The organism is Allobosea sp. GW823-FHT01F03 (assembly GCF_058798075.1).
Genome location: NZ_CM179505.1, coordinates 343,926 through 359,476 on the forward strand (window position 1 = coordinate 343,926; position 15,551 = coordinate 359,476).

Genomic DNA, 15,551 nt, shown 5'->3' on the forward strand with positions numbered 1-15,551 from the left:
TCAGCGCACCCGCAGACGGTTGAAGCCGACGAGCTTGCCCAGAGCCAGATAGATCGCTGCGACGACGATCAGCAGGAAGGCGCCGAGCGCCGAGGCGAGGCCCCAGTTCACCGCAGAATTGGTGAAGTAGGCGATGAAATAGCCGATCATCTGATCGCCCGGGCCGCCGACGAGCGCCGGCGTGACGTAGAAGCCGACGGACAGGACGAAGACCAGCGTCCCGCCGGCCGCCACGCCGGGCAGCGTCAAGGGCAGGTAGACCGTCCGGAAGACGCGCAGCGGCGAGGCGCCGAGCGAGGCGGCCGCGCGCAGATGGTTGCCGGAGATCCCCTTCATCACGCTGTAGATCGGCAGGATCGCATAGGGGAGCAGGACGTGGACCATGGCGATGATCACGCCCGCCCGGTTGAACACCAGCGGCAATGGCGAGCTGATGATGCCGAGCGCCATCAGCGTCTTGTTCACCAGCCCCTCGTTCTGGAGGAGGATGACCCAGGCGGTGCTGCGCACCAGCAGCGAGGTCCAGAACGGCACCAGGACGAGCATCAGCATCCAGCTGGCCGCACGCTTTCCGGCCCTCGCCATCACCGCCGCGACCGGAAAGCCGATGAGCAGGCACAGGGCGGTGACGGTCAGGCTGACCGACAAGGTCCGGCCGTAGAGGTCGATGAAGATGCGCTGGTCCGGGGCGACGCGCTGCAGCTCGCCCTCGGGCGATTTTCGCAGGTCGAGCGCCGTGAGGAGATAGAAGTCGGTCAGGCGCCCGGATTGCTGATGCAGCACGCCCCAGAGGGCCGGGTCGGCCCATTGCTTGTCGATCGCGATCAGCGCTTCCTTCGCGGACGCTCCTTCCGTGATCGGCAGGCGCCGGGCCGTCTTGGTGAGAAGGCCGCGCGCACCGGGCAGGGCGTAGTTGAGCCGCCGCCCGATCAGTCCGAGCGAAGGTTGGCCGCGGAGCGCGCCGAGATCCGCGGCGATGGCGGCGAAGGCCGCCTCGTCGGGCTCGCCCTTCCCCGACCAGCCCTGCATGACCTGCGCCGTACGCGGCAAATGGGTCTGGATCTCGGGATTGTCGACGCTCCTGAACATGAAGAGCGCGAGGGGCAGCACGAAGAACAGCGCGGTGAAGATCACGCTCGGAGCGAGCAGCGCCAGCATCTTGAGCCGATGCTTTCGCTCCGACGCGCTCACCTGGGCCGCGAGGCGCGCGTTGTCGACGGTCGCAACCGGCGCCAATCGGGGGGAAGCGGACGCCATGACCGTCATTGCGCGACGAAGGTCGCAAAGCGTTGACGGATGGCGTCGCCGTTATCGAGCCAGAAATTAATGTATTGCGAGCCGGCCTGCATCATCCCCTTGCGTGACTTTGGATCGGGCAGGCCGGCGCGGCGGCCCTCGCTCAGCAGCGGGTTCGCTTCGGCATTGGCCGGGGGGTTGCCGAGCACTTCCATGTACCGGGCCTGTACAGGGGCCGAGAGCTGATAGGCGATCAGACGGATCGCTTCCTCCTTCCGCGGCGAGCCCTTCAGGACCCCGAGAAAGATGACGGCGTTGGTGTAGCCGGCATCCCAGACGATGCGCAGCCGGCGGTCGTTGGAGCTGTTGGCGGCATTGACGCGGCCGAGCCAGCCATAGCCCATGGAGACCTCGCCGGTGAGGAGGAGCTGCATGGATTCATCGCCGCTCTTCCACCATTTGAGGTGCGGCTTGAGCTCGGCGAGCTTCCTGAAGGCGCGGTCGACCCCGCCCGGCCCGGTGAGGACCTTGACCACTTCGGATGGCGCGACGCCGTCGGCCATCAGCGCAATCTCGAGCGTCTGGTCGGGCTGGTACATCAGGGAGCGCTTGCCCGGGAATTTCTTCACATCCCAGAAATCGGCCCAGCTCTTCGGCGCGGCGTCGCCCTTCAGCCTGTCGGCATCGAAGACGAGGACGCCCGGCGAGGCGAGGTAGGGCGCTCCGCATTCGCCGAAGCCGCCCACGGCCTCGAAGGCCGCGGCCTTGGCATGTTTCGACCAGTCGATCTTCTCGAGCAGACCTTCCTCGCAGCCGGCGACCTCGTTGATGGGATTGAGGCTCGCCGCATCCCAGATGAGGTTGCCCGTCTCGATCTGCGTGCGCAGCCGCGCCAGTTCCTGGTTGAAGGTATCGACCCTGATCTGGATTCCGGTTTCGGCCGTGAAGGGCTCGAAGACCGTCTTCTTCTGGACATCCCCTGGTTGGCCGCCCTGGGTGACGATCGTCAGCGGTTCGGCGCCGAGAGCCGGCGCCTGTGAGAGGGTAAGGGCGATCGCAGTCGCGATCGCAGCATGAAGCGGCCGCATCGGTAACCTCCCTGGATCTCAGTGCTATTGCGCGGCGAAGGTGATGAAGCGCTGGAGCAGCGCATCGCCATTGTTGAGCCAGAAATCGAGATAGACCGTCCCGCTCTGCAGCGAGGCCAGCTTCATATGCCCGGCGGGCAGCGTGGCGCGTTCGGCTTCGGTCAGGAAGGCGTAAGCCTTGGCATTCACCGGGGCATAGTCGATGGCGCGCGCGAAATTCGCCTGCGGCTCCGGCGAGGATGCGAGCTTGATGAAATCGATCGCGACGTCCTTCTTCTTGGTGCCCTTCATGACCGCGATCATCTGGCTGCCGGAGACGTGGCCCGCGCCGAACTCGATCTTGAGCTGCCGGTTGTTGGCGCGGTTCGCCATGCCGACCCGGCCGTTCCAGGCGAAGGTCATGACGACCTCGCCGGTGAGAAGAGCCTGCATGGATTCGTCGCCGCTCTTCCACCATTTGATGTGCGGCTTGAGCTCGGCGAGCTTCTTGAAGGCCCGGTCGGCTCCCCCCGGCGCCGACAGCACCTTCATGACGTCGGCCGGGGGCACGCCGTCGGCCATGAGCGCGACTTCCAGGGTCTGCTCGGCGCGATAGAGCAGGCCGCGCTTGCCCGGGAATTTCTTCACATCCCAGAAATCGGCCCAGCTCTTCGGCGCGTCGCCGCCTTCATAGCGCTTCGAATCGTAGACCAGACCGCCGGAGACGAAATTATTGGGCAGGCCGCATTGGCCGAAGCCGCCGACATCGGCGAAATCCTTGGGGTCGAGATACTTCGACCAGTCGATGCGCTCGAGCAGGCCTTCGTCGCAGGCGGTGGCCTCGTTGATCGCGGTCACGCTGACGACGTCCCAGACGAGATTGCCCGTCTCGACCTGAGAGCGGATCTTCGCGAGCTCCTGGCTGAACTGATCGTCGACGATCGTGTGCCCGGTCTTGGCGGTGAAAGGCTTGTAATAGGCCTCGCGATAGCCGGCCCCGGCGGCGCCGCCATTATTGGCGACCGTGATCGAATCTGCGGATGCGATTTGCGGCGCGATCAGTCCGACCAGCGCCATGCCCAGGCCGAGCATGCTGCGGTTTGCCATGGCGACAACCTCCGTTCCCCGTTGGATTGGTTGCATTATTGGTTGCGATTTTGCTCACACCCAAATTATTGGCGCCTACTTGAATATCTGCAACAGCGGCTGTCAACCGTGAATCTTACGAAAGATTCTTGACTTTACGAACAAGTCTTGAGCATCTGATCTCGACCAAAGCAAATCATTGGTTGCAAATATGACTCGCCAGCGGATCACGAACGAGATTAGATCGGCCCTGGAAGAGGGCATTGAGGCGATGATGGCGGAGGCGGCAGATCGAACGGGGGCGAAGTTGCCCACGGAAAGGGATCTCGCCGAGCGCTTTCAGGTCAGCCGGCACGCCATAAGACAGGCCCTGGAGCGGCTCGAGGCGAAGGGCTCGCTCTGGCGCCATGTCGGCCGCGGCACGTTCCGCGGCCGACGCAGCGAGGCCGAGCCGCTCGCGGCCGACGTCACCGCCTTCTGCAGCCCGCGGCACATCCTGGATGCCCGCCGGATGATCGAGCCATCGCTCGCCTCGCTCGCGGCCGTGAACGCCACCCCCTCGCAGATCGCCGAGATCCAGGCCAGTTGCCGGCGCTGTGCCGCGGCCAGGAACATGGATGACTACGAGGTCTTCGACGAAGCCTTCCATCGGGCGATCGCCCAGGCCAGCGGGAATCCGCTCGCGACCGAGCTGTTCGAGACCGTCAACCAGGCCCGCAAGAAGATCGTCTGGGGAGCCATGCTCCGTGCGGTGCTGCGCCCCGATCGCAGGGCGTTCTTCAGCGAGCAGCACCGCGAGATCGTCGACGCGATCGCCCGGCGCGATGCGCATGCCGCCTGGCAGGCGGTGATGTCCCACATGGAAACGGTCGCGCAGACCTACGAGACCCTGCGGCCGGGTGAACCATTCATCGTCTAGTGTCGAGAGGGCCGAAAAAGTGGAGCTAGAGAGCGTTGACCTCGCGGTGCGCGGTCGCATCGTCACCATGGACAAGGACCGGACGGTCATCGATGACGGCATGGCCGTCTCGCGGGCCGGCCGCATCCTTGCCGTCGGTCCGCGGCAGGAGATCGCCTCGCGCTTCCGCTGCGACCAGGTCGTCGGCGACGCCCATTCCATCATCATGCCGGGCTTCATCGACGCCCATACGCATTGCACCCAGTGCTTCGTCCGCTCCCTGACCAGCGGCGAGCTGCCGATGATCCCGCGCATCTACAGCCCGGCCCAGCGCTCGCTGAACCCGGAGCAGGCCGCCACGACCGTCAGGCTCATCGCCGCGCAGCTGCTGCGATCCGGCATCACGACGATGTGCGAGGGAACCTTGAACCCCGCACATGAGCCGGCGATCGTCGAGGCGATCGAGGAGACCGGCATCCGTTGCGTGATGGCGCGCGGCGCGGCGGACCAGGATTTCCACCATGCGGCGCTCTACAGCCAGATCGCGGACCGCTCCTGGTACAAGGCGCGGGAAGGGCAGGCGGAAAAGGAGCTCATCGCGACCGAGGCGTTCCTGAAGCGGCACCCGGCGCGGGGCGACGGCCTGATCCGGGGGGCGGTCAACGTCTCCGCGCTGATGAATTTCTCCGAGACCTATTTCAAGGGCGGTGCCGAGCTGGCGCGCCGGCACGACGCGACCATCCAGGTCCATATCGGGCGGGATCGCGAGGAGGTCGAGTTCTGTCTCGCCACCTTCGGGCGCCGCCCGATCGAGCAGCTCGCCGAGTTCGGCGTCATCGACGAGCATCTGGTCGCGGTCCACGCCGTGCTGGCGAGCGAGAAGGAGATCGAGCTCCTGGCCCGCGGCAAGGCCGGCCTCGCCCATTCCCCGGTGGAATGCGTCGCCAATCTCAACGCGATCCCCAATCTGCCGCGCTTCCGGGCTTCGGGCATTCGCGTCGCGCTCGGCTGCGACAACCAGGCCAACGACATCTTCGTGAACATGCGGGCCGCCTGGCTCATCCACGGCGCCAAATGGGGCGTTTCAGGCTATGATGCGGAATTCCTGTCCGCTGGCGAGATCATCGACATGGCGACCATCGAGGCCGCCTCGGTGCTGAGATGCGACGATCTCATCGGTTCGCTGGAGGTCGGCAAGGCCGCCGACATGGTCGTGCTCGACGGCAGCGGACCGCATATGATGGCCTCGCAGCATTTGTCCAGCGAGCTGCTGCGCTATGCCTCGCGCGCCGAGGTCAAGACGACGATCGTCGCCGGCAAGATCCTCTATTCCGACGGCGCCTTCCCGACGATCGACATCGAGAGGCTCCGGGAGGAAGCCACGGCCGGCGCGCGCTTTGTGAGCGATGCCGTCGCCGACCGTCGTTACCGCCCGCTTCCGGCCTGGTGATCTGCCGGAGCGGACCCTGCGATCGCGGCCTTTGCCGCGATCGCAGGGCATGCCTCAGGAGCTGAAATGTATCTCGCGGTCGTGCTGATCGGCCTGAATCTCAGGCCCTTCCTCACCGGTGTGGCTCCCCTGGCTTCGGACATGCAGGCGGCGACGGGGCTCGGCGATCAGGGCTTGTCCCTGTTCGCCAGCCTGTCGATGGCCGCCATGGGATTGTGCGCCTTCCTCGGCCCCGCCCTTCAGAGAAACATCGCCGAGGATCGCTGGATCATCATCGGGGCGCTGCTCGCTCTCGGCCTGTTTTCCGGCGGGCGGATGCTGACCGACAGCGGCTGCGTCCTGATCGCCGCCACGATGCTCTGCGCCCTGTCCGTGGCGCTCATCCAGGCGGTCTTTCCGCGGCGCATCAAGGCGCATTTCCGCGACAGGACGCCCTTCGCCATGGGACTGTTCTCGGCCTGCCTGATGGGCGGAGGCGCCGTGGGCGCGCAATTATCGCCGCTGATCGCCGAGGCGAGCGGCAATTGGCGGCTCGGTCTCGGCTGGATGGCGCCCTTCGCCGTTCTGGCCGCGGCCGTCTCCTTCTTCCACCTGCCCTCGAGCATCGGAGGCCCGAGCGGCACGCTGGGACTCCGGGACCTGATGCCCCGGCCGCGAGCCTGGCTGCTGATGGTCGGCTTCGGCATCGTCAATGGCAGCTATGCCTCGATCGTCGCCTGGCTCGCGCCCTATTATCAGCGGATGGGCTGGAGCAGCACCGACAGCGGCAGCCTTCTCGCTGCGCTGGCGACCAGCCAGGCGATCGCCGCGCTCGCGATCCCCGTCCTGGCCTCCAGGAGATTGGATCGGCGCCCCTGGATCGTCCTGTCGCTCGGACTGCAGCTGCTGGGTTTCTGCGGGCTCGCATTCCGCCCCGAGCTCAACCCGGCCTTCTGGGCGATCGTGCTCGGCATCGGCATGGGCGGCGCGTTCTCGCTGTTCATGGTCGTGGCGCTGGACCATCTGGAGAACCCGGTCGACGCAGGCGCCCTTTCGGCCTTCATGCAGGGCGGTGGTTTCCTGATCGCCGGCAGCTTTCCGTGGATCATCGCCGTCCTGGGCGAACGAGCCGGCGGTCTTTCGTTCGGCTGGCTCGTTCACGCCGGGGCCATCGGCCTGGTCGCCATCCTCGCCTGCCGCTTCAGGCCGGCGGGCTATGCGCGTGCGCTGCGGCGGCCAGCATAAGCGATCACGATCCGGGCCTGCGGCGCCATTGCCGATGGCCATCCGATCATTGCGGGGAGCGGCTGGGTTTCATGGTCCGCGCCCTCGCGAAGAGCCGGGCCGAAAGCCAGGGCGGCTCAAAACATCCGCGCGTCCCGGCTCGGCGCCAGCCTCACCTTGAACGGGGTCGACGTGAAACGGCGTCGACCACCGCCCGGCTCACATCATGGTGACCAGCTTGATGAAGGCCGGGGTCATGATCACGATGAACAGCACCGGCAAGAAGAACAGGATCATCGGCACGGTCAGCTTCGGCGGCAGCGCCGCGGCCTTCTTCTCGGCCTCGTTCATGCGCTGGTCGCGGCCCTCCTGGGCCAGCGTCCGCAGGGCCGTACCGAGCGGCGTGCCGTAGCGCTCGGCCTGGATCAGGGCCGTGCAGACCGATTTCACCGTTTCGAGCCCGGTGCGCGCCGCCAGATTCTCATAGGCCTGGCGACGTTCGGCGAGATAGGAGAGCTCCGCCGTGCACAGCGCGAACTCCTCGGCCAGCGGCACCGACTGGCCTCCGATCTCGGTCGAGACCTTGCGAAAGGCGAGCTCGATCGACATGCCGGATTCGACGCAGATCAGCAGCAGGTCGAGCGCGTCCGGAAAGGCCCGCCGCATCGAGAACTGACGCTTGCTGGTCGCATTGGAGAGATAGATCTCCGGGGCCTTGATGCCGAGATAGGCCGCACCGATCGCAACCGCGATCCGGTTGACCTGCGACAGCCCGAAATCATTGACGAAGGAGATATAGAAGAGTGCGAACAGGAAGAGCCCTACCGGCGTGACAGCCCGGAAGAACAGGAAGCCGATCTCCGCCTGCTGGCCGCGAAAGCCGGCCATGGCGAGCTGCCTCTTGGCATGCTCCGTGCCGAGCCAATCGCCGAGCTTGAACTGCTCCACCGTGCGGCGCATGAACTCCTTCGGCTCCTGCCGCAGCGAGACCTTGTCGCCTTGGCGCGCCAGCCGATCGCGTTCGCGGGCCCGGATTTTGTCACGCTCGGTCGCGACACTCTTCATCCGCTTGCCCAGAGCATTGCCCTCGACCAGGGGGGTGCCGACCATGACGACCGTCGCGGCCACGGCGAGCCCGCCCAGCAGGGCCAGCATGAAGTTGAGGTCGGTGAGCTTTTCGATGAGGAGCGCAACCATGTTCTGTCGCCTCAGATGTCGAAATTGATCATTTTCTTCATCACCAGGATCCCGATCGTCATCCAGACCGCCGCACCGAGCAGCGCAACCTGGCCGGTCGAGGTCAGCCAGAGCTGCTCGATGTAACGGGGGCTCGTCACATAGACGAGCAGCGCGACGACGACAGGCAGGCTGCCGATGATCGCCGCCGAAGCCTTGGCCTCCATCGAGACCGCCGCGATCTTGTCGCGCATCTTGCGGCGCTCGCGAATGACGCGGGAGAGATTGGCCAGGGTCTCGGCAAGGTTGCCACCGGTCTTCTGCTGGATCGCCAGCACGATGCCGAAGAAGTTGGCCTCGGGGCAGGGCATGCGCTCGAACAGCTTGGCGGCGGCATCGCTCAGGGCGAGGCCCAGCGCCTGCGCCTCGACGATCAGGCGAAACTCGGTCTTGACCGGCTCCTGCGCTTCATTGGCGATGATGCGCAGGCAGTCGTTCAGAGGCAGGCCCGATTTGATGCCGCGCACGATGACGTCGATCGCATTGGGAAACTCGTTCGAGAAGCGTTTCAGGCGCTTCTTGCGACGCTGGCTCAGGAAGAAGGAAGGCACGCCGAAAAGGCCGACGAACAGGCCGACGACACCGAGCACCCCCTTGCCGGACGCGACCAGCGCGAGCAGGCCGCAGACAAGGCCCGTCACGGCGGCGAAGATGAAGTATTGCCGGCGCGACCAGCTCAGCCCTGCCTGCTGAATTCTGACTTCGAGCGTCGCCTTGTTGCGGGCTTTCTCGCGGTTTTCGATATCCTTCAGGCTCTGCGCCACCTGGCCGCGTTTGGCGCGATTCTGCGCTTCGCGCTCTGCTGCGCTGCGCGTGATCACCGGAGTCGTAAACTCCTTGAGCCGCCGCTCGACCCGGGCCTGGCCGCTGAGCGAGGGGTAGAACAACGCATAGGCGACGCCGCCCGCCGAGATGGCGGCGAGGATGACGGCAGCGATCAGCCCAAGATCCATGGCGTTGCCCCGCTCCCCCGGTTACGCCATGCCGGCGTCGTTCTGGCCCTCGAGTTCATCGAGGGCCGCGGCCAGGCGTTGCTCCTCGCCGAAATAGCGTGCCCTCTCCCAGAAGCGCGGCCGGCCGATCCCGGTCGAGCGGTGGCGGCCGATCAGCTTGCCGTTCGGGTCCTCGCCCAGCACGTCGAAGACCATGAGGTCCTGGGTGATGATGACATCGCCCTCCATGCCCATCACCTCGGTGATATGGGTGATCCGGCGTGAGCCGTCGCGCATGCGCTGCGCCTGGATGATCACGTCGATCGAGGAGCAAATCATTTCGCGCAGGGTCTTCGAGGGCAGGCTGAAGCCGCCCATGGTGATCATCGATTCGATACGGCTCAGGCATTCGCGCGGCGTGTTGGCGTGCAGCGTGCCCATCGAGCCGTCATGACCCGTGTTCATCGCCTGCAGCAGGTCGAAGGCCTCGGGCCCGCGCACCTCGCCGACGATGATGCGCTCGGGCCGCATGCGCAGGCAGTTCTTGACGAGATCGCGCATGGTGACCGCACCGGTGCCCTCGAGATTGGGCGGGCGGGTCTCGAGACGCACGACATGCGGCTGCTGCAATTGCAGCTCCGCCGCGTCCTCGCAGGTGATCACGCGCTCGTCATGCTCGATATAGTTGGTCAGGCAATTCAGCAGCGTCGTCTTGCCCGAGCCGGTGCCGCCCGAGATCACCAGATTGCAGCGGACCTTGCCGATGATCTTGAGAATCTCGGCGCCGGGCGGTGCGATCGCGCCGAAGCGGACCAGTTGGTCCAGGGTCAGCTTGTCCTTCTTGAACTTGCGGATCGTCAGCGCCGGCCCGTCAATGGCGAGCGGCGGTGCGATGACGTTGACGCGCGAGCCATCGGCGAGACGGGCGTCGCAGATCGGCGAGCTCTCGTCGACGCGCCGGCCGACCTGGCTGACGATGCGCTGGCAGATGTTCATCAACTGCGCATTGTCGCGAAAGCGGATATTGGTGAGCTGGATCTTGCCGTCGGTCTCGATGAAGGTCCGGCTCGCGCCATTGACCATGATGTCGGCGATGTCGTCGCGTGCCAGCAGCGGCTCCAGCGGCCCGTAGCCGAGGACGTCGTTGCAGATGTCGTCGAGCAGCTCCTCCTGCTCGGCGATGGAGAGCACGACATTCTTCAGCGAGATGATCTCGTTGATGATGTCGCGGATCTCCTCGCGCGCCGATTCGCCATCGAGCTTGGCGAGCTGGGAGAGATCGATCGCCTCGATGAGAGCACCGAAGATCATGCTCTTCATCTGGTAGTATTCGTCGGACTTGACCGACTCGACCGGGGCCGGCGGTGGCGGCCGGCGGGGCTCGACCGTCCCAGGCCGGGCTTCGGCCACCCGGACAGCCATCGCGGTGGGAGCCGCCTTGGCCGGGGTGACCGGCTGGATCGCGGTTCTCTTGCCGAACATCTCAGGCCTTCCGGCGCATCAGCTTGGCAACCAGCGGCTCGAGCAGGCTGCGCTTGCTGCGTTTGGCTTCGCCGCGCCCGGTCAGCGCCATCGCGATCTGGATGAAGGCCTCGGCGGCCTTGCCGCCGGACTGGACCTCCGCGACCATCTGGCCGTTATTGGCGGCGGTGCCGAAGAGCTGCGCGTCGAAGGGAATCGCATTCAGGACCTCGACGCCGAGCGCCTTGGCGAATTCGGCGGCATCGATCTCCGGCCGCTTGGCGATGCCGACCTGGTTGAGGATCAGCCGCGGCACGGAATCGTTCGGCCGTGCGGCGCGCAGCAGATCCATCATGTTCTTGGCGTTGCGCAGCGAAGCCAGCTCCGGAGCCGCGACGATCACGACCTCATCGGCCCCGATCAGGGTGCGTTTCGCCCAGCCCGTCCAGAGATGCGGCACATCGAGCACGATGCAGGGAACGCTCGCGCGCAGCAGGTCGAGCAACAGGTCGAGCGCATCCTCGCCGAGATCGACGGTGCGATCGAGCACGGCGGGCGCGGCGAGCAGAGCGAGATTCTCGCTGCAGCGCGAGAGCAGCCGGTCGAGCATGTTCGCGTCGAGGCGCTCGGGCGCGAACACCGCCTCGGCAACCCCCTGCGGCGGATCCTGATTGAAATCGAGCCCTGCCGTACCGAAGGCGATGTCGAGGTCGGCGATCACGGTCGAGGCGCCGAGATTGCGGCCGATCGCCCAGGCGAGGTTATGCGCCACGGTCGACGAGCCGACGCCGCCCTTGGCCCCGACCACGGCGATGGTGCGCCCGAGCGTCTGGGCGCCGGGCGTGGCGTAGAGCTCGGACAAGGTCCGCAGCACGTCGAGCACGCCGAGCGGGGCGATCAGATAGTCGCTGACGCCACGGCGGATCAGGTCGCGATAGAGCTGGACATCGTTGACATGGCCGATGACGACGACCTTGGTGCCCGGATCGCAGCTTTCGGCAAGCGCATCGAGGCTGGCGATCAGCCGCCCCGGCTCGGTGACCGTCTCCAGGACGATGACGTTCGGCGTGGGCGCGGCGCGGAACGCTTCCACGGCCGCAGCCGGCCCGCCCATCTGAATGCGGGTCTGCGCCTTGTCCATACGCCGGTCGGCCGTCACCGCCTGCATCGCGGCAGCGACTTCCTGCGTCTCGCAGAAGGCCTGCAAGGTGATGCGCGGCAGCGGTGCGATGATCTCCTCGCCGGGCATTTCCGTCTCGTGAAGCGGTCCAGCTGCCATCACTTGCCTCCGACGGCTGTGCTGATCGCAGTCTGCTCCTGGCGATAAAGGGTCGAGGGATCCTTGCCCTCGCGCAGCTTCTTGATCGCCTCCATGCGCTTCTGGGTGTCGAGCCGACCTTCGCCGCGGGCACGGACGAGGTCGAGCGGGTCGGCGACCTGCGCGGCGAGATTGGCCTGCGTCGAACAGCCGAAATTCCACAGCGGCTCGTTCGAGGCGTCGGTCTTGTAGCTCGAGACGCCGGCATCCTCCGGCCATTGCCCACAGGCATGCGGCAACCCGGCCTGCAGCGAGGCATAGGTCAGGCGGATCGGCGAGGCGAGGCCGGGATCGGCAACCGGATAAGTCCTGACCTGGAGCGCCCCCTGGGACACGCCGGCCTGCGCCAGCGAGCGGCGAATGCCGTCGAGCGTGTCACGCGCGGCGAGCTCGCGCCCGGAGCCGGTCGGCACCTCGGCGACCAGGCCGCCGCGGCCACTGCGGCGATAGTCCTGGCCGAAGCGGGTGACGTCATCGGCCTGACGCGGATCGAGCCCACCGCCGGCGCGGCCGACGAAGACATCGAGCGAGCGCGGAGCGTCGCGCAGCACGATCGGATGGCGCTCGCGCGTATCGAAAGGAGCGCCGCCCGCCGTCAGGTCGCCCTTGGCGCAGGCCCCGAGGGCGAGCACGGTCGCGAGCACGGGAAGCAGACCTGCCGGGCTGCGGCGGCACATCCTGGTTCTGTCCTCTGTCGTCACGCTCACCATCCCTTGCAGATGCATGGCCGCCGCCCTCAGTCGGCGATGAAGCCGACACGGCCGCGATAGGCCTGGGGCACAGGTCCGCCACTTGTCGTTCCGTAGATCTTGTTGAGCCGTCCCATCAGCACGGTCTGGGCATCGTGCGCCTCGACGAAGCCGTCGTCCGGCCGGTTGAGCTGCCCGGGGTCGACCGGCTTCACGATGTAGGGCGTCACCGCGATCATCAGCTCGGTCTCCTCGCGCTGATAGTCGCGCGAACGGAACAGCGTGCCGATGATCGGAATGTTCATCAGGCCGGGCAGGCCGTTGATCGCCTGGCGCGAAACCCGCTGAATCAGGCCCGCCGTCGCCAACGTGCCGCCGGAAGGCAGCTCGACCGTGGTGTCGGATTTGCGGACCCGGAAGCCCGGGGCGTTGACCGCGGTGGTCTCGGTCGGGTTGAGGCGAAGCTGGTTCTCGAAGTCGAGCTCGGTGACCTCGGTGGCGATCCGCATCGAAATCTTGCCTTCCGACATCACGATCGGCGTGAAGTTCAGGGAGACCCCGACCGGCTTGTAGGTGATGTTCAGAACGCAGCGATTGGTCGTGTCGCAGGAATAGCCGTTCGGTATCGGCACCTCGCCGCCCGCGGTGAACTTGGCACTCTCGCCCGAGATCGCCGTTACGGTCGGCTCGGCGAGCACGCGCGACAATCCGGCGCGCTCCAGCGCCCGCAGCGTGAAATTGGTGGAGTTGCCGACGCCGGCTCCGATCGCGGTCGCCGCGAGCTGCTGCGGCTGCAAGGAGAAAGGCGTGTCGATCGACGGCGTGATGCTGAACTTGCCGAGCTTCCATTCACCCGTCGAGTTGATGCCGAGCTGCTTGATCGCCTTGCGCGACACCTCGGAAACGACGACCTTGACCATGACCTGGTCGCGGCCGCGAATGGTCAGCGAATTGATGACCGCGCCCCTGGTGGCATTGGTGCCCTCGCCGGAGATGCCGACGAAGGCGTTGGCGATGTCCATGGCCTGCGTCGCTTCGGAGGCGCTGGCGACATTGCCGACGAGGAGGATCGAGTTGCCGGCCGGCTTCACCTGGATCTGCGCCTGCGGCATCGCCGAGCGCAGGGTCTGCCGCAGCACGTTGAGATCGCGCCCCACCTCGATCTCGAGCGCCGTGATCTGCCTGCCCTCGGCATCCATCACGAACATCGAGGTCGAGCCATCGGCCATCCCGATCACGAAGAGCTTGCGGGCCGAACGCACGACGGCGTTGGCGACCTTGGGATTGGCGACGAAGACTTCCTTGGCGTCGCGCGGCAGCTCCACGATCAGCGAACGCCCGATCGAAAGGTCGAGCCGGCGTGAGATCGCATGCTCGCTGGCCCCGACATTGAGCACCGGGGCGGCGCCCTTGTTCTGCGCCAGCGCCGCCGGGGCCGCGATCAGCGCGCCGAGCGGCAGCAAGGCCAGGGCGAAACGCCGCCGCGGCAAGGCGGGGCGACGGAGACGAAAATCGGTGCTGGCGGGGATCATGGCTTCACGCCCTTGCTGGTGACGCCGTAGCGCACGAGGGTCATCCCGCCTTCGGTGGTCGGGGGGCTCAGTTCGCCCGCATCCTGGAGGCTGCGCAGCGCCAGTGAGAGCGAACTCGTCTTCTGGGCGAGCGCGACGATGTCGACCTGATGCGGGTCGAGCTCCAGGGTCGCGGTCTCGCCCACCACAACCTTCTCGCCGTTCTTTTCCTGGACGTTCTGGCCGATCGCCAGAACACGGACATTGACCAGAACGGCCTCGCTGATGGGCGCCGAGCCGTCTCTGTTGTTGCTGTCGTCGCGGCTGGTGCGGATCACATCGACGCGATCATTGGGCAGGATGAAGCCGCCGGCGGTGTTGGCGCCGCTGCGCTCGGTGGTGATGGCGATGGCGCGCTTGCCGGCGGGGAGGATGGCGGAGAGAAAACCCGAGCCATCGGTGCGGATCAGCTTTTCGCGACGGATCGGCTCGGCGCCGAAGAGCTGTGCCCGCGCGACCTGGCCGACGAACTCCGCCTCGCCCTCGGGTGCATCCTGACGCCGGATCACGCCGGTCGGCAGACTGGCCAGCGGCCAGGCGATCCAGCGCAGATCGCTGGCGGCCAGCCGATTGCCGAGCGGAACATCCGCGGCTGCGACCAGAACCTCGACCGTCGGCGCCGGTTCGTATTTGGTCACCGACGGGCTGGTGATCTTGGGGGGGCGATTGATCAGCAGCGCAGCGCCCAGCCCGGCGACCAGCGCGACTGCGAGGATGACGATTCTGGCGGGACTCATGGCTGGCGATCCTCGGCCAGCACGAGCCAGCCCTCAGACCGATCGTGCCGCCGGAATCGTCAACTTATGGTTAACCCTACGTATCTTTTTGCCGACACCTTCCGCTGGAAGCCGTCGAGCCCCGGTCAAACACCGATCGCAGCCCGCCAGATCGCGGTTTGCGGGAGAACCGCGAGTGCGCCGAACGCCAGCGCCACGCCATAGGGCACGCCTTGCTGAACGCCGTGCAGTCGCTTCGCCCAGGCCCAGTTCTCGGCCCGGCCCGGCAGCGGCGCCTGCCGCAGCTGGTGCAGAAGGAGTGTCAGCACCCCCCCGGCGATCGCCGTCACCAGCAGATAGGACAGCAATGGTTCGAAGCCGAACCAGAGCGCCGTGGCGGCGACGAGCTTGGCGTCGCCGCCACCGACCCAGCCGGCCGCGAACAGGCCGATGCCGAACAAGAGTACGAGAAGCCCGGCGGCGACGTGCGAGCCGATCTGGGACCAGCTCAGACCGAGGCTGGCGGCGCAGAGCGCGAAGGCCGCGACCAGCAGCAGGCAGAGCCGGTTCGAGATCGTCATCGTGACGATGTCGCTAGCCGCGGCATAGGCCATCGCGGCGGGGAAAATGACGAGGATGGCGATCAGCGGCAGCGACATGGCATCCATCCGGTTTCAGCGTTCGGCTG

The 15,551-nt window shown here is 66.4% G+C and carries 14 protein-coding genes; 3 read left to right on the top strand and 11 right to left on the bottom strand.

From position 1 onward, the window contains the following. The 3 genes from AC3RCC_RS01610 to AC3RCC_RS01620 are packed head-to-tail and all read right to left on the bottom strand — an operon-like array spanning window position 1 to window position 3,410. The gene (locus AC3RCC_RS01610) at window positions 1-1,257 is read right to left on the bottom strand and encodes an ABC transporter permease (protein WP_492257395.1); all 1,257 of its coding nucleotides are present in this window, start codon (window positions 1,255-1,257) and stop codon (window positions 1-3) included. Between the two features lie 5 nt (window positions 1,258-1,262). After that, window positions 1,263-2,324: an ABC transporter substrate-binding protein gene (locus tag AC3RCC_RS01615; RefSeq protein WP_291640245.1), complete on the bottom strand. Its 1,062-nt coding sequence runs from the start codon at window positions 2,322-2,324 to the stop codon at window positions 1,263-1,265. Between the two features lie 24 nt (window positions 2,325-2,348). Next, window positions 2,349-3,410, bottom strand: coding sequence for an ABC transporter substrate-binding protein (locus AC3RCC_RS01620; RefSeq protein WP_291640243.1), 1,062 nt, complete (start codon window positions 3,408-3,410; stop codon window positions 2,349-2,351). 190 nt (window positions 3,411-3,600) lie between these two features. Between AC3RCC_RS01620 and AC3RCC_RS01625 the strand changes: the two genes are divergently transcribed. The 3 genes from AC3RCC_RS01625 (at window position 3,601) to AC3RCC_RS01635 (ending at window position 6,961) form a co-directional block, all read left to right on the top strand. Beyond that, a complete protein-coding gene (locus AC3RCC_RS01625; RefSeq protein WP_291640241.1) occupies window positions 3,601-4,308 on the top strand; it encodes a FadR/GntR family transcriptional regulator in 708 nt (235 codons plus the stop codon). Window positions 4,309-4,327: 19 nt separating this feature from the next. Further along, the gene (locus AC3RCC_RS01630; protein WP_492257396.1) at window positions 4,328-5,737 is read left to right on the top strand and encodes an amidohydrolase family protein; all 1,410 of its coding nucleotides are present in this window, start codon (window positions 4,328-4,330) and stop codon (window positions 5,735-5,737) included. Between the two features lie 66 nt (window positions 5,738-5,803). After that, window positions 5,804-6,961 (top strand): cyanate transporter, encoded by a 1,158-nt coding sequence (locus AC3RCC_RS01635; protein ID WP_492257397.1) that lies wholly within the window; start codon window positions 5,804-5,806, stop codon window positions 6,959-6,961. A gap of 198 nt (window positions 6,962-7,159) precedes the next feature. Here the strand turns inward: AC3RCC_RS01635 and AC3RCC_RS01640 are convergent, their stop codons facing one another. The 8 genes from AC3RCC_RS01640 to AC3RCC_RS01675 all read right to left on the bottom strand — a co-directional run bounded on the left by AC3RCC_RS01640 (window position 7,160) and on the right by AC3RCC_RS01675 (window position 15,522). Further along, window positions 7,160-8,137 carry a type II secretion system F family protein gene (locus AC3RCC_RS01640; protein ID WP_492257398.1) on the bottom strand — a complete coding sequence of 326 codons (978 nt, stop codon included), beginning with the start codon at window positions 8,135-8,137 and terminating at the stop codon, window positions 7,160-7,162. A gap of 11 nt (window positions 8,138-8,148) precedes the next feature. Then, window positions 8,149-9,129 carry a type II secretion system F family protein gene (locus tag AC3RCC_RS01645; RefSeq protein ID WP_492257399.1) on the bottom strand — a complete coding sequence of 327 codons (981 nt, stop codon included), beginning with the start codon at window positions 9,127-9,129 and terminating at the stop codon, window positions 8,149-8,151. A 21-nt stretch (window positions 9,130-9,150) separates the two neighbouring features. Further along, on the bottom strand, window positions 9,151-10,590 hold the full coding sequence (locus AC3RCC_RS01650; RefSeq protein WP_492257400.1) for a TadA family conjugal transfer-associated ATPase: 1,440 nt from the start codon (window positions 10,588-10,590) through the stop codon (window positions 9,151-9,153). A 1-nt stretch (window position 10,591) separates the two neighbouring features. After that, window positions 10,592-11,848: a CpaE/TadZ family protein gene (locus tag AC3RCC_RS01655; RefSeq protein ID WP_291637576.1), complete on the bottom strand. Its 1,257-nt coding sequence runs from the start codon at window positions 11,846-11,848 to the stop codon at window positions 10,592-10,594. Beyond that, a complete protein-coding gene (locus AC3RCC_RS01660; RefSeq protein WP_492257401.1) occupies window positions 11,848-12,588 on the bottom strand; it encodes a CpaD family pilus assembly protein in 741 nt (246 codons plus the stop codon). Before AC3RCC_RS01660 ends, AC3RCC_RS01655 begins: the two co-directional genes overlap by 1 nt. Before the next feature lie 35 nt (window positions 12,589-12,623). After that, window positions 12,624-14,108, bottom strand: coding sequence for a type II and III secretion system protein family protein (locus AC3RCC_RS01665; RefSeq protein ID WP_492257402.1), 1,485 nt, complete (start codon window positions 14,106-14,108; stop codon window positions 12,624-12,626). Beyond that, a complete protein-coding gene (cpaB, locus tag AC3RCC_RS01670) occupies window positions 14,105-14,884 on the bottom strand; it encodes a Flp pilus assembly protein CpaB (RefSeq protein ID WP_291647994.1) in 780 nt (259 codons plus the stop codon). Before cpaB ends, AC3RCC_RS01665 begins: the two co-directional genes overlap by 4 nt. A 125-nt stretch (window positions 14,885-15,009) precedes the next feature. Further along, window positions 15,010-15,522, bottom strand: a complete 513-nt coding sequence (locus AC3RCC_RS01675; RefSeq protein ID WP_291637567.1) for an A24 family peptidase — start codon at window positions 15,520-15,522, stop codon at window positions 15,010-15,012. Window positions 15,523-15,551 lie beyond the last annotated feature (29 nt).